This is a genomic window from Fodinibius salsisoli (assembly GCF_026229185.1).
Classification (GTDB): domain Bacteria; phylum Bacteroidota; class Rhodothermia; order Balneolales; family Balneolaceae; genus Fodinibius; species Fodinibius salsisoli.
This window is the reverse complement of the sequence record NZ_JAGGJA010000008.1, coordinates 111,253-131,203: the sequence shown is the minus strand read 5'-3', so window position 1 is coordinate 131,203 and position 19,951 is coordinate 111,253. Positions and strand designations below refer to the sequence as shown.

The 19,951-nt window shown below is 46.0% G+C and carries 17 protein-coding genes; 15 read left to right on the top strand and 2 right to left on the bottom strand.

Annotated features, from left to right (window positions below):
* The first annotated feature begins 41 nt into the window (after positions 1-41).
* From J6I44_RS12940 to J6I44_RS12875, 14 genes are all read left to right on the top strand, one after another.
* Positions 42-851 (top strand): glycerophosphodiester phosphodiesterase, encoded by an 810-nt coding sequence (locus tag J6I44_RS12940; protein ID WP_265766567.1) that lies wholly within the window; start codon positions 42-44, stop codon positions 849-851.
* 191 nt (positions 852-1,042) lie between these two features.
* A complete protein-coding gene (locus J6I44_RS12935; RefSeq protein WP_265766566.1) occupies positions 1,043-2,452 on the top strand; it encodes a Gfo/Idh/MocA family protein in 1,410 nt (469 codons plus the stop codon).
* A gap of 144 nt (positions 2,453-2,596) precedes the next feature.
* A complete protein-coding gene (gene pyrG, locus J6I44_RS12930) occupies positions 2,597-4,255 on the top strand; it encodes a CTP synthase (protein ID WP_265766565.1) in 1,659 nt (552 codons plus the stop codon).
* A complete protein-coding gene (locus J6I44_RS12925; protein WP_265766564.1) occupies positions 4,255-4,722 on the top strand; it encodes an NUDIX domain-containing protein in 468 nt (155 codons plus the stop codon). Before pyrG ends, J6I44_RS12925 begins: the two co-directional genes overlap by 1 nt.
* 40 nt (positions 4,723-4,762) lie before the next feature.
* Entirely contained in the window at positions 4,763-6,439 is a 1,677-nt protein-coding gene (locus J6I44_RS12920; protein ID WP_265766563.1) for an amidohydrolase, read from the top strand.
* Positions 6,440-6,466: 27 nt separating this feature from the next.
* On the top strand, positions 6,467-8,143 hold the full coding sequence (locus J6I44_RS12915; protein WP_265766562.1) for an NAD+ synthase: 1,677 nt from the start codon (positions 6,467-6,469) through the stop codon (positions 8,141-8,143).
* A 102-nt stretch (positions 8,144-8,245) separates the two neighbouring features.
* Positions 8,246-10,258 (top strand): LysM peptidoglycan-binding domain-containing protein, encoded by a 2,013-nt coding sequence (locus tag J6I44_RS12910; protein WP_265766561.1) that lies wholly within the window; start codon positions 8,246-8,248, stop codon positions 10,256-10,258.
* A 36-nt stretch (positions 10,259-10,294) separates the two neighbouring features.
* Positions 10,295-11,137 (top strand): PHP domain-containing protein, encoded by an 843-nt coding sequence (locus J6I44_RS12905; RefSeq protein ID WP_265766560.1) that lies wholly within the window; start codon positions 10,295-10,297, stop codon positions 11,135-11,137.
* Positions 11,138-11,140: 3 nt separating this feature from the next.
* A complete protein-coding gene (ribH, locus tag J6I44_RS12900) occupies positions 11,141-11,617 on the top strand; it encodes a 6,7-dimethyl-8-ribityllumazine synthase (protein WP_265766559.1) in 477 nt (158 codons plus the stop codon).
* Positions 11,618-11,687: 70 nt separating this feature from the next.
* Complete coding sequence (gene uppS, locus J6I44_RS12895) at positions 11,688-12,515, top strand: undecaprenyl pyrophosphate synthase (RefSeq protein ID WP_265766558.1); 828 nt, start codon at positions 11,688-11,690, stop codon at positions 12,513-12,515.
* 49 nt (positions 12,516-12,564) lie between these two features.
* The gene (gene bamA, locus J6I44_RS12890; RefSeq protein ID WP_265766557.1) at positions 12,565-15,051 is read left to right on the top strand and encodes an outer membrane protein assembly factor BamA; all 2,487 of its coding nucleotides are present in this window, start codon (positions 12,565-12,567) and stop codon (positions 15,049-15,051) included.
* On the top strand, positions 15,051-15,599 hold the full coding sequence (locus J6I44_RS12885; protein ID WP_265766556.1) for an OmpH/Skp family outer membrane protein: 549 nt from the start codon (positions 15,051-15,053) through the stop codon (positions 15,597-15,599). The genes bamA and J6I44_RS12885 overlap by 1 nt, the downstream gene beginning before the upstream one ends.
* 62 nt (positions 15,600-15,661) lie before the next feature.
* Entirely contained in the window at positions 15,662-16,192 is a 531-nt protein-coding gene (locus J6I44_RS12880; RefSeq protein ID WP_265766555.1) for an OmpH/Skp family outer membrane protein, read from the top strand.
* Between the two features lie 43 nt (positions 16,193-16,235).
* Positions 16,236-16,784, top strand: coding sequence for an OmpH/Skp family outer membrane protein (locus tag J6I44_RS12875; RefSeq protein WP_265766554.1), 549 nt, complete (start codon positions 16,236-16,238; stop codon positions 16,782-16,784).
* A 66-nt stretch (positions 16,785-16,850) separates the two neighbouring features.
* Here the strand turns inward: J6I44_RS12875 and J6I44_RS12870 are convergent, their stop codons facing one another.
* A complete protein-coding gene (locus J6I44_RS12870; RefSeq protein ID WP_265766553.1) occupies positions 16,851-17,960 on the bottom strand; it encodes a vWA domain-containing protein in 1,110 nt (369 codons plus the stop codon).
* Positions 17,961-18,025: 65 nt separating this feature from the next.
* On the opposite strand from J6I44_RS12870, the gene rnhB reads away from it, so the two are divergent.
* Positions 18,026-18,673, top strand: coding sequence for a ribonuclease HII (gene rnhB / locus J6I44_RS12865; protein WP_265766552.1), 648 nt, complete (start codon positions 18,026-18,028; stop codon positions 18,671-18,673).
* A 28-nt stretch (positions 18,674-18,701) separates the two neighbouring features.
* Here rnhB and rodA read toward each other — a convergent pair whose 3' ends face one another.
* Entirely contained in the window at positions 18,702-19,949 is a 1,248-nt protein-coding gene (rodA, locus tag J6I44_RS12860; protein ID WP_265766551.1) for a rod shape-determining protein RodA, read from the bottom strand.
* Positions 19,950-19,951 lie beyond the last annotated feature (2 nt).

Genomic DNA, 19,951 nt, shown 5'->3' with positions numbered 1-19,951 from the left:
AACGGAACCTTAGGCTCTTTTTGACTCTTCATTTCATTAATATGGATCAACAAGCATATCGGCTGCCTGATTTATTTCATCACAGTTATGAGGAATGCATCGTAATTGCCCATCGTGGCGCTAGTGCCTATTATCCGGAAAATACGCTCCCGGCTTTTAAGGGAGCCCTCGAGATGGAAGCAGCAATGATAGAGCTGGATGTGATGCTCACCAGTGATGGCGTTCCGGTCGTATTTCACGATGCAAAACTCAGTATCCACAGCAATGGCAAGGGATTGTTAAGCTACCATACGCTGGAAGAGCTCAAGGCATTCGATGCAGGGGCTTGGTTTAGCCCTCAATATGCCGGAACAACAATTCCAACGCTGCAAGAAGTGCTGGAACTGGTAGCAGGTAAAATAGCCCTGAATATTGAAATAAAAACCGAAGCCGTTTCGGCTGAAATATCGGGGGGCGTGGAAGAAAAATGCCTGCAGCTGGTCCATGACTTAAATATGCAACATCATGTGCTATTTTCAAGTTTCGATTATAGGGCGCTCAGGCATCTTAAAAAACTGGATTCTGAAATCCCGGTGGCACTACTGTATAATCGCGGACAGTCCAACGGTCGGCCTCCCGCCCAGCTTATGAATGACTACCAGGTTGATGCGTTCAACTGTAGTTATCACGAATATATGGCAAAGTGGGGCCCAGAGTTACACCAACTCAATATTCCACATTTTGTTTATACGGTTGATGAGACCGACCAAATGCAGCAACTGCTGGATGCAGATGTCAGCGGTATCTTTACCAACCGGCCCGATCGGCTTAAAGCGCTTATTGACCAGCGAAGAAACGGTAAAAAGACGTAAAGAGGAAAAGGTTTTAGGGGAGAACTATTTGATAAATTACAAGATTCTGATATAATAGAAGTAGTCTTTTTCGCAGATCTTATTAAGCATGACCTATGCAAGAGAGGAAGATAGGTTTAAGGACTTTTACTGGGTAATATCAGGAAATGGAATACCATAACTAAGAATTGGGATTAAAATAAGGATTTTATATGTCTGGCGATATTTCACGTAAGGATTTTCTCAAAAATAGTACTTTTGGATTGGCTGGCTTGGCTACAGGAGGCTTTGGGCTTTCGGCCTCCTCCACGCCGCAAATTTTAGAAAATAACAACTGGAAAGACCGCTTTTCAGCAAACGACCGTATCCAAATTGCTACCATTGGCATGGGCATTATCGCCCACTATGATACGCAGACTGCTCTGGAAGTACCCGGCGTAGAGTTGGTTGCTGCCGCCGACTGCTATGATTCCCGGCTTGTCCGAACCAAAGAGGTCTTCGGTGATGATGTTTTTACCACCAGAGATTATCGCGAAATTCTTGATCGCTCTGATGTCGATGCAGTATTACTCTGCGTACCAGACCATTGGCACGCCAAGATGTCGATTGATGCGATGAATGCCGGTAAGCATGTTTATTGCGAAAAACCCATGGTGCATGACATTGAAGAAGGGCACCAGGTAATTCAAGCACATAAGGATACCCAAAAAGTAATGCAGGTGGGCAGCCAACATGCCAGTGATATCGTTTTCCAAAAAGCAGCAGAGCTTTTTGAATCGGGTGCTATAGGAAAGCTTAATCAGGTGGTAGCCTCGTATAATCGAAATTCTTCTCTGGGGGCCTGGCAGTATTCCATCCCGGAAGACGCTACCCCGGAAACCGTCGATTGGGATGCTTTTCTGGGAGATGCCCCTGAAGTACCCTGGGATCCCAAGCGGTTTTTCCGCTGGAGGTGCTACCACGACTATGGTACCGGGGTACCCGGCGATCTTTTTGTGCATCTTTTTACAGGGCTGCATACAGTGGTTGGAGCCAAAGGACCCACGCATGTGGCCGGGGCAGGCGGGCTTCGCTCATGGTTTGATGGCCGCGAAGCTCCGGACGTGCTCAGCGGTCAGTATCATTATCCGGAAACCGAAAACCATCCGGAGTTTACGCTTCTGCTGCAAAGTAATTTAGCGGATGGCGGTGGCAGTGGATTTCGTATCCGGTTTATTGGTGATGAAGGCGCTATTGACGTGGCTCCGGGCAACAGCGTGAAATTAACGCATTATCCCCGTCGCGCTCCATCGGTCGATCAGCTGGTCAACGGCTACAATTCGGTGATGACGTTTTCAGAGAAAGTTCAGCAGGAGTTTGAGCAAAACTACCGGGCCGAGCATGCCGATGATCTGCCCGGATCGCCGGAGTTAGATAATACCACTGAGTTTAGCACATCAGATGGGTATGACTCTCGATTAGCCCATTTTGTGGATTTCTTCGATGCCATCCGAAATGGCACATCCGTGGTAGAGGGGCCAGCGTTTGGATTTCGGGCGGCCGCTCCGGCACTGCTCACAAATATAAGTCAACGGGAGCAGCGGATGATTTCCTGGGATCCGGAAGGCATGAAATTAACTTAGAAGACCAATCTATGTAGGGAGAAATGGTAAGGTAGACAGGATGCCCACAGAGAATTAATATTTTCTTAAAAAAAATGTATTCTGGTTTGAATGCTGAGCAGAAACATTCTATTTTTTACTTTCCCTAATTAATAGAATGATCTCATGTCCACAAAATACATTTTCGTAACCGGAGGGGTTACATCTTCACTCGGCAAAGGTATAATCTGTGCATCTTTAGGGCGGTTGTTGGTTGCCCGCGGGCTTCGCGTCACCGTTCAAAAGTTGGATCCTTATATTAATGTCGACCCGGGAACTATGAATCCGTATGAACACGGGGAGGTGTATGTAACGGAAGACGGCGCGGAAACAGATCTTGATTTGGGGCATTACGAACGGTTTCTGGACATCAAGACTTCGCAGGAAAATAATGTGACCACCGGCCGCGTCTATAACGATGTGATTTCCAAAGAGCGGCAGGGTGCTTATCTTGGTAAGACCGTGCAGGTGATACCGCATATTACCGATGAAATTAAGTCGCACACCCTTGCTTTGGGGGAATCCGGTGATTACGATATAGTCATTGTTGAAATTGGAGGAACCGTGGGTGACATAGAAAGCCTTCCATATATTGAAGCAGTGCGACAGCTACGTTACGATGTGGGACGGCATAACACCCTTTCTATCCATCTTACTTTGGTTCCATATCTTTCTGCGGCACGTGAATTGAAAACAAAGCCTACCCAACATTCGGTTAAAACGCTTTCCGAAAGCGGGCTGCAACCGGATATTATCGTGGCACGTTCGGAATATGAGCTGGATGAGACCATTCGCAACAAGATCGCTCAGTTCTGTAATGTTGAGCAGGAAGATGTCATTGCCTCTCTGGATGCGGAAAGTATTTATGAGGTGCCGCTGCTTATGCAGGGCGAGGGTCTTGATGAGCGGGTCATGGATAAGCTGAAGCTTGAAGGCGGTGAGCCCGACTTGGAACAATGGATTGGATTTGTAGAAGCGGTGCGTAATCCATCTACTGAGATTGAAATTGCCTTAGTCGGTAAATATGTAGAGCATCATGATGCCTATAAATCTATTGTTGAGGCCTTTATCCATGCGGGCGCGGTTAACGATTGTGAGGTCAATATCCGTTGGATACAGTCGGATGATCTGACACCCGGTAATGTGGAGAAAAAATTGGAAGGAGTATCCGGGGTATTGGTTGCTCCCGGATTTGGGGGGCGTGGTATTGACGGAAAGTTGGCGGCCATCAATTATGTGCGTGAGAACAAGATTCCATTCTTTGGGATATGCCTCGGCATGCAGTGTGCGGTCATTGAATTTGCTCGAAACGTATGTGGATGGGAAGACGCCAACAGTACCGAATTTGATGAGGATACGGAACATCCGATCATCGACCTTATGCCGGACCAGAAAGACATTGAGAACAAAGGGGGAACCATGAGGTTAGGGCTCTATGATTGTAAATTAAAGGAGAACACCAAGACGTATGAAGCATATGGTAAACTACAGTTCCAGGAACGCCATCGCCATCGCTATGAGGTAAATAATAACCTCCGTTATAAACTCGTGGAGGAGGGGATGGAGCTGGTTGGCTTTAACCCCGAGCGGGACTTGGTAGAAATTATAGAAATTAAAAATCATCCCTGGTTTGTAGGTGTTCAGTTTCATCCGGAACTCTGTTCTACCGTCAACAATCCGCAACCACTCTTTGTGGATTTTGTGAAGGCAAGTCTGAATCATGCTAAAGAACATGATTTGAACGTACCCATAGAACGCGAAAAGATTATCGTCGGCGAAACCTAATGTCTTTCGATAACGACGTATTTTCTCATCGCGTGCGTCTGCGTGCCTGTGGATTGTTGGTTCAAGAGGAAAAAATCCTGTTGGTAAAAATCCACTCTCCGGTTATCGACCAGCAGGTATGGATGCCACCGGGCGGAGAAGTAGAATTTGGAGAATCAATGGCACAGAGCCTGGAGCGCGAATTTCAGGAAGAAACCCAAGCCACTGTTACAGTAGGTGGCTTGCTCCATATTAACGAGCTTATTGATGAGCCTTTCCATGCCGTTGAATGTTATTTCGAGGTCCACCACCAGTCGGGTACGCCTGCATTAGGGGGGGATCCCGAATTGAATGCCGGGGATCAGCTTCTGGAGGCCGTTGAATGGATGCCTATCGCAGAACTTGATGATCGTCCCTTTGCTCCTCAAAGCTTGCTGCCCAAGCTTAAATTATGGGAAAATCGATCTTCTTTTACCATCTTTGATTAGCCCTGAAATTCAAAATAATGTTTTAGAGCCCAAAAGTGTTATGAATCCAATAAAATTATCGGTTCCGTTATTTATTTATTTAGCCTTGCTGGTTAATGCATGTCAGGTACAAGAGGTGTCCAGCCGGGTGGTCATCCAGAATGTGCAGGGATATACGTTTTATAATGATGAGCTGAAGGAGTTTTCTGCCATTACTTTCGAGGATGGTAAAGTAGTGGATGTCTACAGTGATACGACCTTTGTCAATGCAGGGGCATACACCCTTATTGATGGAGGAGGTAAAGTAATGCTACCCGGACTTATCGATGGGCATGGCCATGTAATGGGATTAGGTTTTCAACAGATAAATGCAAACCTGGCAGGCACCCAATCGTTGGATAAGGCCTTACAGCAGGTAGAGGAATATGCTACCCAATATCCCAACCTCAATTGGATACAGGGGCGAGGATGGAATCATACCCATTGGGATATTAACCGATTCCCAACGGCCCAGGAGCTCGACCAGGTTGTTAAAGAGCGCCCGGTTTGGCTGAGTCGAATTGATGGACACGCGGGCTGGGCCAATTCTCGCGCCATGGAACTGGCTGGCATCACCTCCAAAACGGAAGATCCCGAAGGTGGAAAGATCATTCGTAATGAAGAGGGGGAGCCGACAGGCGTATTTGTAGATGCCGCCATGCAGTTGATTGCTTCCGAAATTCCTGAACCCTCAGATAGACAGCGAGAGCTTGCTTTACTGAAAGCCCTCCAGCAAATGCGCAGCCATGGGTTGACCGGTGTTCATGATGCGGGGGTAAGTGTTGAGGCTTGGAAAATGTATAAAAATTTTGCTGATGAAGATTCTCTGACTACGCGTATCTATGGCATGATTGCGGGAGCAGGGCAGACCTTCGATTCGTTGTCGCAAAATGGACCGGTTGAGTCATATCAGAACGATATGCTGGCGCTTCGGAGTGTGAAGTTGTATGCCGATGGAGCGCTGGGAAGCCGGGGCGCTGCAATGATTAAACCATACAGTGATGATCCCGATAATCGGGGGCTGCTGTTTTCTTCGGAGCAGGAGATGACCCAAAAGATCTTGAAAACGGCTTCGGCCGGATACCAAACAAATGTACATGCTATCGGAGATCGGGCTAATCGGGTTGTGCTCGATGCCTTTGCCAACGTCAAAGATAGCCTGGGCAATCAGTCGTTGCGACATCGCATCGAGCATGCCCAGATTGTGGCCCCGGAAGATATCCCGCGCTTTAAACCGCTCAATATTTTGGCCTCCATGCAGCCGACGCACGCTACCAGTGATTTAAATATGGCTGAAGATCGGATTGGTCCGGAGCGAATGGAGGGCGGCTATGCCTGGCAGACTTTCTTGGATCAGGGGACGGTAGTGGTATCAGGCTCTGATTTTCCGGTTGAGCATGTGAATCCTTTTTATGGCTTGTATTCTGCTGTAAGCCGGCAAACCCAGCAGGGGAATCCCGAAGGCGGTTGGTACCCGGAGGAACGGATGCACCGCGAGCAGGCGTTGCGCTCTTTTACGCTTAGTGCAGCCTATGCGGCCCACCAGGAAGAGATGCTGGGTAGTCTGGAACCCGGAAAATGGGCTGATTTTATACTGGTGGATAGAGATCTGTTTGAAGTGCCGGTCCAGCAAATCTGGCAAACAAAAGTTTTGGAAACATGGGTTGCCGGGGAAAAAGTGTATTCAGCAACAGACTAACAGTTTCAATATAGGTTACAAGCGTTTATGAACATACGGATACAGCAGCACAATCCGACAATAGGTGATTTGGAAGGTAATTTTGAGCTGATTAGTGAAGCTATATCTTCGGCTGAAGCTGATGGCATAGATCTGCTACTGCTTCCGGAGATGGCTACCTGCGGATATCCACCGATGGATTTGCTCGAGTACGATGCCTTTTTGGAGAGCATTTACGAGATCAATCAGCGAGTTATTTCTCAGGTCAACGATTTGGCGGTTGTTTTAGGGACCGTTACGCAGAATGAATCCGGAGTCGGACGAAAGTGCTATAACAGTGCGCTTGTTCTTCAGAAGGGTAGGGTGAAAGCGGAAATTCATAAAGCATTACTGCCAAACTATGATGTGTACGATGAATTGCGGTATTTTGAACCTGGCACCCAATTTGAATGTGTGGAGCTCTATGGGCATAAAGTAGGGATTACTATTTGTGAGGATATTTGGTACAACTACAGTGACCCGCAATATCTAACGTACGATTTGCAGCCGGCCCGGCAATTAGTGGACCGGGGAGCGGAAATGATTCTCAATATTTCAGCCTCTCCATACACCCGAAACAAGCCGGCCATCCGCGAAAAGATGCTCAAAAAGAATGTGGAAGAGCTTAACGTTCCCATTTTATATGCCAACCAGGTGGGAGGGAATACCGAACTTATTTCGGATGGCGATTCTCGTGTTATCGACCAGGAGGGGAGACTTATTGATCGGGCCGCGATGTTTGAAGAAGATATTATAGATGTAGAATGGGAAGAAGGGAGATCCCTGCAATCTTTATCAGGTGACATGCCGCCGGTCCCTGCTCTTCCTGAACAATTTTTTAAGGGGCTCCGGCTCGGCTTGCGAGATTATCTGCAGAAAACCGCTGTTTCAGACAAGGTATTGGTTGGATTGAGCGGGGGCATCGATTCGGCCCTTGTAGCCTGTATTGCCAAGGAAGCCGTCGGCCCGGATAATGTGCTGGGTATTACCATGCCATCGGCCTTCTCCTCGGAAGGGAGCATTAGCGACTCCGAGCAACTGGCCAAAAATTTGGGTATTGATTTTGAAGAAATAGCGATCGAGGGGCTGTATGATGAATTTAATGATGCTCTTGATCCACTATTTGGTGATGCCTCTTTTGGGCTGGCAGAAGAAAACCTGCAGCCCCGCATCCGGGGAACCTTGCTGATGGCCTGTTCGAATAAGTTCGGGCATATGCTGCTTAATACCGGTAATAAATCGGAACTGGCAACCGGTTATTGCACCTTGTACGGTGATATGGCCGGCGGATTGGGAGTCATCGCAGATTTATATAAAACAGAGGTTTATGAGGTGGCTCATTGGCTAAATAATGATTATTATAAGAGCGAAATAATTCCGAAGGACATTTTAGTGAAACCACCAAGTGCAGAATTACGCCCGGATCAAAAAGATTCGGACTCGCTGCCGGACTATGATACCTTGGATGCTGTGTTAAAAGCATATCTTGAAGATCAGCGTTCGGTTGAAGAAATCGAAGCACTTGGTTTTGATAAGGAGATGGTAAATCGCATTTTATCCCTGGTTGATCGAATGGAGTTTAAAAGGGCTCAATCCGCACCGGTACTAAAGCTGAGTTCCAAAGCTTTTGGTTCCGGCAGACGCTGGCCGATCGTTCAGCAGTGGACAAAAAACAGATCGAAATAGCTTAGGCAGCAGTTGACTTGGGTTCAGCTTCAGGTCAAGATCGATGATCAGCAATAGTACTATACAGCAATTGTATAATTCAAAAAACATTATTTGACACTTATGCAACAGAAGTTATCCTTGGTTGTTTTAACCGTCCTGTTAATTCCTTTCTTAGCGACGGCACAGAACTCTGATTCTTCACCTGATATTGAATTGAAGGGAGTCCCCATATCTCCTACACTTTTATCCTACAATAATCCACTGGAAAGTGAGGGGGTACCTTCTGCTGCAGACAGCTCGGAACAGGCTGGGTTACAGCCAAGCGGTTTTGAAAAAGATGTGATGGCACGGATCGTAAGTATCTATCGTATCCATGTGAAAGCTATTGAAGCACAGCTGAATGATAATCCTCTGAAGGCAGAAGAATATATTACAGATGCACTGGGAGGACTCCAGGAGCTGCTTGACAAATATCCGGAGGTGCAGTCGGATCAGCGTTTTAGTGAAGTCTATCGCTCGGTAATGACGGAATACCGAAAATTTTATGGAGTCAAAGGGTCAGAGAGTCAGGTAGAGGGTGAGATTTTTGCTATCCAAAAAGAGCTCTACTCTGACGATAATGATTGGGTGAAAGATAGTTACAACCTGCCAGAAAATATTCCAACCAACCGCACGGAAGTACCACTGGTTCAAAATAAGAGTGTGAACAAGCATTTAATGTATTTTTCGATGAAACGGCCACAAGTTATGGAGAAATGGCTGATGCGATCGGAAAAATACTTTCCCATGATGAAGGAAATTTTTGAAGAAGAAGGGGTGCCCCAGGAATTGATCCATCTTTCCATGGTCGAAAGTGGCCTGAATCCCACAGCTAAGAGCTGGGCTTCGGCGGTGGGAATGTGGCAGTTTATTCGGTCCACAGCCTCAATGTATGGACTTGAAGTGAACTGGTGGGTTGATGAACGGCAAGATCCAGAAAAAGCAACGCGGGCGGCGGCTCAACATTTGAAGGATTTGTATGAGGTTTGGGGAGACTGGCACCTGGCCATGGCCGGTTATAATATAAGTCCCCGGGGGTTAAAGAGTGCCATACGTCGGGCTGGTGGCCAAAAAGATTATTGGGCCGCCTCTCCTTATTTACCACGGGAAACACGGAATTATGTGCCGGGTTTTATTGCGGCTACGATGATTGAGATGAATCCTGAATCTTTTGGATTTAAAAAGGAATACCAAGCGGCCCATTATGATTATGATGTGTACCGCGTAGCTCCTCTTATGCCGCTGGATAGGCTGGCTGAGGCTGCGGGCATCACGCTGGATAAGCTGAAGGAGTATAATCCTGAACTGTTACGCTGGGCTACCCCTCCTGGAAATGAGTATCCGTTGAAACTACCGCTGGGTACCGAAGAACGGTTTGCATCCAATTACGAAAATATTCCCAAGGATGAGCGCGGCCGTAATGTGGCTATGCATACGGTCAATCGGGGAGAATCACTTGGCCATATTGCACGGAAATACGGAACATCGGTGCGAGCTCTTTATGAGACCAACGAAAATTTATCGAGCACTATTTATCCCGGGCAGAAAATTGTAGTGCCCCTGGCTCCGGGTAGCAAGAAAGAGATTGCAGCAAACCGTCCCACAAATCAATCCAAAAGTAAAACGACCGCAAAGAAGAGTACTAAGAACAAGTCTTCGAATAATTCTAACAAAGCCCGCATTCGTTACCAGGTTAAAAGTGGTGATACCGTGGGGCACATTGCGGAATGGTTTGATAGCAGTTCATCACGCATTCGGTCATGGAATAATACCTCCAATGTTATTCGCCCCGGTGAATACTTGACTATTTACGTTCCCAAAGCTGAGCAGGAATACTATCAGAAGGTGGATGGAATGTCGTTCAGTAAGAAGCAACAGATAGAACGACAGCAGCAGGCGGGTAAAGAAATTAAAAAAGCCTATTTGGCTTCTTCCTCAAAAGCTTCCGGGGAATATACCGTGCAACCTAATGACACTCTGATTGATATTGCCAATTCTCATGGAATTTCGGTAAGCCGAATTAAACAACTGAATGGCTTAAATGGATCTCGGATTTATGTAGGGCAGAAGCTGAAAGTAGGTGCTCCTGAATAGATTGCAGAGGCAATAGGGTATAGAAAAATATAAGCGGTGGCAAAAGCAGATTTACATATCCATACCAAAGCTTCGGACGGACGAATGAGTCCCGAGGGAATTCTACAGTGCGCGAAGAAGCATAAGTTAGAAATTATTGCCATCACGGATCATGATACCCTGAAAGGATATGATCAGGCACGGGAACTCGCTGAAAGAAGTGATGAGCTGACGTTGCTACCGGGTATCGAAATTACTTCTGATTTTGATGGTCGTGAGTGCCATTTGCTGGCTTACTGTTTTGATCCTGATCATCATGAAATTCGTCAATTGGTATTAGATCATTACCGATCCAGAATAAATCGTGGGCACTGGATTATTGAAGAACTGGCTAAGGAAGGGCTCGAGCTTACTATTGACGAAGTAAAAGCCGAAGCACGCGGCGGAAATATTGGCCGCCCCCACATTGCCGCTGTACTCCTCGACAAGGGATATGTGGGTTCTTTTAAAGAAGCTTTTATTCGTTATCTTAGTGATGAGCAATTGGGTTCCATTTACAATGAGTATTATGACTATCAAAAGGTTATTAAAACAGTTAAGAAAACGGGTGGGGCTACAGTCATTGCCCATCCGGGACGGCTCTATTCTGAAGAGGAGTTGGAACACCTTGTGAAGGCCGGAGTAGATGGTATTGAGGTAATGCATCCAAGCCATGATTACCAAACCCAAAAACGTGTTGAGGCGTTTGCCGATAAACACAATCTGTTAAAAACCGGGGGCAGCGACTTTCATGGAAGTGATAAAAAATATAAAAGATACTTTGGTGTGGTAACGATCAACACCAAATATGTTCACCGGTTAGTAAGGCTGACAAATCAACGTAAAGAAATGATGGCTTAGTTTATGGCGTACAAGAAGATTGAAGGTAATACCGAGGAGTCTGAGGTAAGGATAGGTATTGCTGTAGCCCATTGGAATTCTTTTATCACTGACGAACTCCTCGATGGTGCCCTGGAGGCTCTCCGACAAAAGGGAATTTCAAAAGAAAATATTGTTATCGCTGAATGCCCGGGGGCCTATGAAATTCCTTTTACAGCTAAAAAACTGCTGCCCAAAGTAGATGGGGTCATTACATTGGGAGCTGTTATCCGTGGAGATACTCCTCATTTTCATTATGTATGTGAAGGCGTTAATCGAGGCGTGACTGATTTGAATTTACAGGGCAATAAACCAGTGGTATTCGGTGTTTTGACTACGGATAACGTCCAACAAGCCCAGGAACGGGCTGGACTCTCGGGCGAGAAGGGGAATAAGGGAGCAGAAGCTGCACTGGCCCTGCTAAAAATGATCAGCCTGAGCCGGCAGATCGATTATTTATAATGTTAAAAGCTTGATATAACGAGTATAAAACTCTAATATTGATAGCTTAATAATTACCAGTTTTACGCTTTTGAAACCGATTTCGCTTACAAATACCGAACAAAATGATAGCGATAAGCAGTCGCAGGCCCGTCTTTTAGAACGGGGAACGTTACCCGAGCATATTGCTATTATTATGGATGGCAACGGCCGCTGGGCTAAAAGTAAAGGCAATATGCGGTCTTATGGACATAAGGCCGGGGTAGAGTCGGTGCGTGATATTACTGAAGTTTGTGCTCAGCTGGGTGTGAAGTACCTGACGCTATACGCTTTTTCGACAGAGAACTGGTCGCGTCCCAAGTTAGAAGTAAATGCACTGATGCGGTTGCTGGCAAGGTCACTTCGTAAAGAGGCCGAAAACCTGAATGAAAATAACATCCGGCTGGAGACTATAGGCCAGATTGATCGGTTCCCAAAACGTTGTAAGCAAGAATTGACGGAAGCCATTGAGCTCACGAAAGACAATGACCGCCTGAACTTGTGTCTGGCGCTCAGTTATTCCGGCCGCTGGGATATCACCGAAGCCGTTAAGAAACTGGCTCATCGCGTGCAGGATGGCGAAATTGAACCGGAAGATATTAATGACGATATGATAAGCAGTCATTTGTCAACAGCTGAAATCCCTGATCCTGATTTAATTATCCGTACCAGCGGAGAATACCGGATCAGTAATTTCCTGTTATGGCAGCTTGCATATTCCGAACTGTACATCACAGAAACCTATTGGCCCGACTTTCGGCGTGATGAATTATACAAGGCCATCCATTCTTTTCAAGAACGAGAACGCAGATTTGGTAAGCTTTCCAAAAAAGAACAAAAGAAACAGGCCGGTCTGCACGTTCAAGAGTTGACGACATAACCTTTCATATAAATAACGTACGCTCAATCTTATTCAAGAAATTATTCACGTGAAGAAATTATTACTCACACTTTCTGTACTCTGTTTTATCTCAATTTCTGGGTTTGCCCAGGATACCACATCCGATAGTACTTCTATCAACATTGAGAACCCCCTGAATGTAACGCCACAGCGATTCGAAGTGCTGGGGGTCGAGGTAGAAGGGCTGACCACTTCACGCGAAGAGTTTGTTATTGGTACCAGCGGCCTGGAAGTAGGATCGCGTGTACAGATTCCCGGCGAGGATATTGCACAAGCCATTAGGAGTCTGCATCAAACTGGGCTGTTTTCGAATGTGAAAATTTTAAAAACAAGGCAGGAAGGCGATGGCATCTATCTTAAAATTCAAGTTCAGGAGCAACCACGGCTCGCTGAATATCGAATTGAAGGGGTTAAGCGTTCTGAGCGAAGCGACCTGGAAGAGAAAATAACCATGGTGCCAGGTTATGCCGTAACCGAATCATCCATCGCGCAGGCTACCAATACCATTAAACGGTATTACAAAAATGAAGGTCACTGGGATACTAAGGTGGATGTTCAACGGTCACGGACGGATACCGTGCGAAACCGTGTGACGGTAACCTTTAATATTGATGCCGGAGAGCGTCTTGAAGTCAAAGAGATTTCGTTTGATAATAATGAGCAATTTAGTGATCAGGAACTTCGGAAGTCGCTTAGCACCATAGGCGAAGATCGCTGGTGGAAATTTTTCTCCAAGAAATTATACAAGGAAGCAGATTTTGAAGAGGCCCAAAATAACCTGCGCAAGTTTTACCGGGATCATGGTTATCTTGATTTTCGCATAACCAGTGATACCGTTTATACCTTTCCCTATACCCAGCGCCGACTGTTTGTGCTTGAGACTCCGGCCCGTGGAATTAAAGTGAATATGTCGGTCCACGAGGGCCCCCAATATAAGGTGCGCGATATTAACTGGGAGGGAAATACCGTTTACACCGATGAGCAGCTGACACAAACCCTGGGCTTTGAGAAAGGGGAAGTCTTTAATCAGACAAAATTTAAGACACGGCTGGAGATCAACCAGAGTGGTCCCGATGTAACCAGTTTATACCAGGATATTGGGTACCTGTTTTTCAGGGCAGAGCCGAATATTGAAGTAGTAGCTGAAGATTCGGTAGACCTGAACATCAATTTAGTTGAAAATGACATTGCATACATAGAAAAGGTGTCCTTCGAAGGCAATACCAAAACCCACGATGATGTGGTTCGTCGATCATTACGGACTGTACCGGGGCAAAAATACAGCCGTCAGGCTATTATCCGGACCATTCGGGAATTGGGTCAGTTAGGCTATTTTCGTCAACAGGCTATTGAGCCCAACTTGGCACCCGATCCCGAAAACAATACGGTTGATGTCAACTATACCCTTGATGAATCCCAGAGTACCGATAACTTTGAGTTTTCCGGTGGTTTTGGGGGGCGTGGTATTGGGCTGATCTTATCAGCTAAGGTGAACTTCAACAACTTTTCCATGGGCCGGGCTATTAAGGGTGAAGGCTGGAACCCCATTCCATCGGGTGATGGACAGAAGCTCTCATTGGGAGTACAGGTTACCGGCAGTGGTTATCAAAGTTACAGTATTGGGTTCCAGGAGCCCTGGTTATCTGGAAGACCTCTTTCCCTGGGCGTAAATATGAGTTACGATTTAATTAGTTACAGGGGCAGTGACCAGCGTAACGAATTGTTTTCAAGCAGTGTCTCTTTGGGACGTCGCCTTAAATGGCCGGATGATTACTTTTCGCACCAGAGCGTACTTTCTTACCAGCTGTATGATGTAGCTGGTGGCGCTTCATTCTTACCGGAAGGCGCTTCCAACATCCTCAGTATCAAACAGATTTTGGAACGTAATTCTACGGATAATAAGATTTCACCAACCCGAGGATCTAAGTTGCGTTTATCCGGTGAGCTTGCACCGCCCTTACCGACTTTTGCACAGTATTATAAGTTGAAGTCAAGCTATCAAAACCATACTGCTGTTGTCGGTAAATTAGTGCTTACCAACACCATAGAATATGGGTACCTGGGATATTTAGGAAGTGGCAAGCGCAGTAATTTTCAACGCTTTAAGCTGGGGGGAACTCAGCTGCAGCAGCGGCAGTCATTCCTGGATGATAATATTGATCTCCGTGGTTTCCCAGGTGGACAGAATGGTTCTATTACACCTTTTGAGGATGGTGAAGCTGTGGGTGGTCGTCTGTATTCCAAGTATTCCCTTGAGCTGCGTTATCCTGCTATTACCGAGCAACAGGCACAAGTTTATCCATACGCCTTTATGGATGCCGGTAATGCCTACTTAGATCCGAGCCAGTTTGCGCCCTTTGATGTAAAACGATCCGTAGGCCTTGGGACACGTATTTATCTGCCCATACTTGGCCTGGTTGATCTCAGCTATGGTTATCGACTGGATGGCATCCCCAATACGCGGGTACGCGCTGGGGAATGGCAGTTTCTCTTTAATATCGGTGCACCATTCTAATGGTCAAGCTGAATGCTCATATTGTAGCTGCTGCATTTTTGGTACTGGCATTGACCGGTACTGTTACCGCCCAGCAGCAAAAGGTTGGCTATGTGGATACCGATGTCATCCTTTCGCAAATGCCGGAGTATCAAAATATCCAGCAAGAGCTTCGGTCGGTCAGTTCTGACTGGGACAGCGAGCTCAAAAGAATGGATGAAGAGATTGAGCAGTTGAAGGAGGATTTCCAGTCAAAAAAAGTGCTCTACACGGATGAGCAACGGGCACAGCAGCAACAGCAAATACAGGCCCTTATAGAACAGCGGGAACAGTATTTAGAGCAAAAGTTTGGGGCCAAAGGCGAATATTTTCAAAAACAGAAGGAGTTATTGGAGCCGATCCAGCGATCCGTTTTTGAGGCTATAAACACCATAGCAGAGCAAGAAGGCTTCGATTTTATTTTTGATCGAGCTCAAAATGCAGGTCTGTTATTCGGAAAAAAAGAATTTAATTTAAATGAAAAGATACTACAACAGTTGGGGATTACGTTAAATCAATCCAGCAATTGACTAAAATTGTTAGTATTATCACAGGCTTTAACAAAATACAATGTTAAAAACAGATGGAATCAATGATTAAAAAGATATTAAGCGCGGCTTGTCTGTTGCTTTTTGTAACCAGCGCAACGGCATATGGACAGTTGAAGGTGGGGTATATGAACACCCAAGAGGTGTTGAGCGAGCTACCCCAGCGCTCAGAAGTTGAACAGCAACTGAACAGTTTTATCAGCTCCAAGCGTGGAGAACTGGAAGATCGTATTGCTAACTTTCAGGACGAAGTAGCCACCTACCAACAGAATCAAAGCAACATGTCGGAACAGGAAATACAGCAACGCGAGCAGCAACTGGCCGACCAGGAAGCGGAAATGCGTAAGTTCCAGCAAAGTTTACAATCGCAGATTCAACAGCGGCGCGCCGAACTCCTGCAACCCCTTTATGATGCCATGGATCAGGCTATTGCAGATGTGGCAGAAAGCAATGATCTGGATTTTGTTCTGAATGAAGCCACCACCAATGGAGAAAATGTGGTTTACTACTCTGCTGATCAGCAATTGAATATTACACAGCAGGTCATTGATAAAGTAAAGGCAGATTCTGAGTAAAAAGAATCCCGAAAAAATTAACACCGTAAATAGACTAAGTATTATGTTAAAACGACTACTATCAACATCTCTACTCTTTTTATTATTCATAGGATTTGCAGGAACTGCATCTGCGCAGGTTCAGCAAGATCTTAAAATCGGTTATGTTGACCCCCAGGCTATTCTAAGCAAGATGCCGGAAATGAAAGCGGTTCAACAGCGTCTCCAGAATTTTATGGAGAAGAAGCAGCAGGAACTGGCTACCAAACGTGAGGATTATCAGACACAGGTAACTGAATATCAGCAAAAGGAATCAGTTATCTCTGAAAGCGCTAAGCAGAAAGAAGAAGAGCGACTGGGCCAATTGGGGTCGGAATTGCAGCAGTTCCAGGCTCAGCTTCAACAGGAAGTTCAACAGAAGCAGCAAGAACTGGTAGGCCCACTGTTAGATCAGATTAATACCGCCATCAGTACGGTAGCAGATAATATGGATCTGACCTATGTGCTTAATACCACAACGAGCCAGGGCGATGTTATTATCCTTTATGCCTCAGACGAAGCACAGCAAAAATATGATATTACGGATCAGGTTATGACCGAGCTGGATATGTAAATATAAGCAGCATAACCAATCTTGATCTTATAAAAAGAGCAGTTTACTTCGGTAAGCTGCTCTTTTTTATTGAACCCTTCGTTTGCGATTGCGGATATAATCCTCGAAGATATATCCGCCTAAATTATCCAGTGAAGCAAAATAGGCCCGACCTTTGTTGGCTTCCGAAAGCTCCCGAACAAAATCTTGCAGGTAGGGATCGCGAGCAATCATAAAGGTAGTAATATCGATATTGTCTCGCCGGCATTTCACAGCCTCATCAAGCACCTTGTTGACAATCTTTCGATCCAGTCCAAAGCTGTTTTTGTACATGCGCCCGTTTTCAATAATACAGGAGGGTTTGCCATCGGTGATCATAAAAATCTGTTTATTGGCATATTTGCGCCGATGTAGCGTATGTCGTGCCAGCTGCAGTGCTTGTTGGGTGTTGGTGTGGTACGGGCCCACTTTAAGATAGGGCAGGTCTTCGATGTCAACTTTCCACGCTTCATTCCCGAAGGCTACAATATCCAGTGAATCCTTGGCATAGTTGTTAAGGATAAGCTCTGACAGTGCCATAGCAACTTTCTTAGCGGGCGTAATGCGGTCTTCACCATAGAGGATCATTGAGTGGCTGAGGTCGATCAGCAGCACGGTTGCTACAGAAGTATAATGATCGGTGTCATGCACACGGATATCATCTTCGTGCAGCCTCATCTGATCAATGTTGCTGTGTTTGAGCATGTTCACCATCGTGCCAACGCTATCGATGTTAGCGATGTCATCACCCTGTTGCCAGGCACGAGTTTCTGGTTGTCGCTCGAGACCACGACCCGTATGGTTAGTCTGATGCCCCCCAACGGAGCCTTTTTCGAGGTTCTTAAAAATTTCTTCGAGTGAACGCTTTCGCAGGCTACGCTCAGCCTTACGAGTTATAACCAGCATATTTTGTTCACGATCCTGCTCAATATACCCTCGTTCTTTCAGTTCATCCACAAAGTCACCGATGCCAAAATCATCAAACTGGTCGGTGATGCTATATTGGTCATCAAGTTCGGTGAGCCAGCGCAAGGCTTGAGAAACATCGCCGCTGGCAATGGTAAGGAGTTCTTCGAAAAGATCCATGAGCGTGTCAAAAGGAGATTGCTGAGCTCCTTTAGCAAATCGCGGGTCCCATTCTTGATACTTGAAATGCATAATAAAAACATTGACTTTAGCAGGAGTCTATTGTAACACTGCAAACCGCAAATTAATTCACATCAATGAAAAAATCAGCCACCTCATCCAATGAATTGAAAGATCGAATTCGCTTTGAGAAACAGCTTTGGGATGAAGGGTTTGAGCGGATTATGGGGCTTGACGAAGTGGGGCGTGGTTGTCTGGCAGGACCAGTAGTGGCCGGTGGAGTTATCTTTGAACCCGGAACTTTTGTGGAGGAAATCAGGGATAGTAAATCTCTCTCTCTAAATGAACGCCAGGACCTGACAGAAAAAATCAAGGAGATGGCAGCGTTTTGGACTATCCAATGGTGCATGCCCACAAAAATTGATGAGCTCAATATTTTGCACGCATCTATCAAGGCAATGACCAAATGCAGCGAGGCCGAGCAGGCAGAACCCGATTATTTGTTGGTGGATGGCAACCGGTTTAGCGGAGGTTTATGCCCGCATAAATGCTTGGTTAAGGGCGATGATCGTTCGATGAGCATTGCAGCAGCTTCGATTATTGCCAAAGTGTATCGGGATGAGTGGATGATTCGATTGCATGAAGAATATCCGCACTACAGCTGGGATACGAATGTGGGGTATCCTACGGCTCAACACTACGAAGGCCTGCAAGAATATGGGTATACCAAATATCATCGGCAGAGTTTTAAGCTGCGTACGGATAAAATGATTGATGATTCGTAACCAAGAAGAAACTATTGCGGAAGCAAACTTATCGGTAGATACTAAACTGTCGTTTGTGAAAGTCAAGGTTTAGGCAAATACCCAACATTAAGGTATTGGTAAGGAGCGCTGATCCACCATAACTAATAAAAGGCAGGGGCACTCCAATGACGGGAATAAGGGCGGTAGCAGAACCCACATTGATGAAAAAGTGGATGAAAAAGATGGTAGCAACACTTACAATCACCAGCTGGGCAAAAGGATGTCGGTGATTGAAGGCCGTTCGTAATAGTGTCAGGGTAAAGCCAAGGAGCAATAGAATAACCAGGCCGGCACCGATAAATCCAAACTCTTCACCGATAACGCAGAAGATAAAATCTGTCCATTGCTCTGGCAAAAAGCGAAGCTGGGTCTGCGTACCCTCCATATATCCCTTGCCATAGAGCCCTCCCGAACCAATGGCTGTCTTGGCTTGGATGACATTCCAGCCGGCACCCTGTGGATCAAAAGAGGGATTAGTAAATGCTTCGATGCGGGCACGCTGATGCGGCTGTAATATCTGGAATAAGGCGACCTGTACCCCAATGACCAGTAACAGGCCCGTTGCGAAAGAGGTAAATGTAAGCCAGGTACTTCGCTGCAGGATGAACACAAGCAAGGTAAGTAGAATAGCAGCAATAAGTCCCCAGTACCAGCCTATGATACTCATATATCCGATAACAGCCGGGGAAATAATGAAAAGGGAGATGCCGTAGGGCAGACCCGACCAAAAGAGAACAACGGGGATTAAAGATAAAAAGACGATAGCGGTACCGGAGTCATTTTGTAAGAAGACCAAAAGAGTGGGTACCAAAATAAGGGCAACTGTGATGAGCGCCGTTTTCAGGTTTTCTGCGGATATATCACGACGACTGGTTAGGTAATTCGCCACGGCCAGGATGGTGGCTATTTTCATAAGTTCGCTGGTTTGCAGGTTAAACGAACCAAGGGCAAGCCAGCTTTTAGCACCGTTCACTTCTCGGCCAACAAGAAGGGTGAGTACCATAAGTAGTAAGCCCACAATATAGAAAACATAGGAGCCCTCTTGAAAAGTACGGGGCGGAACGTATTGCAACGCCACCAGAAGAAAAAGCGCAATACCAAAAGAGATAAGTTGCTTATAAAAGTTTACCTGGATATAAGAAGGTAGAAACTGGGCTACAGGTCCCTGGGTTGCGCTATAGATAGCAATCAATCCCACTGTAACCAACCCAACCCACAGTGTGGTAAGCGACCAGTTGTATTCACTGATATTCATTC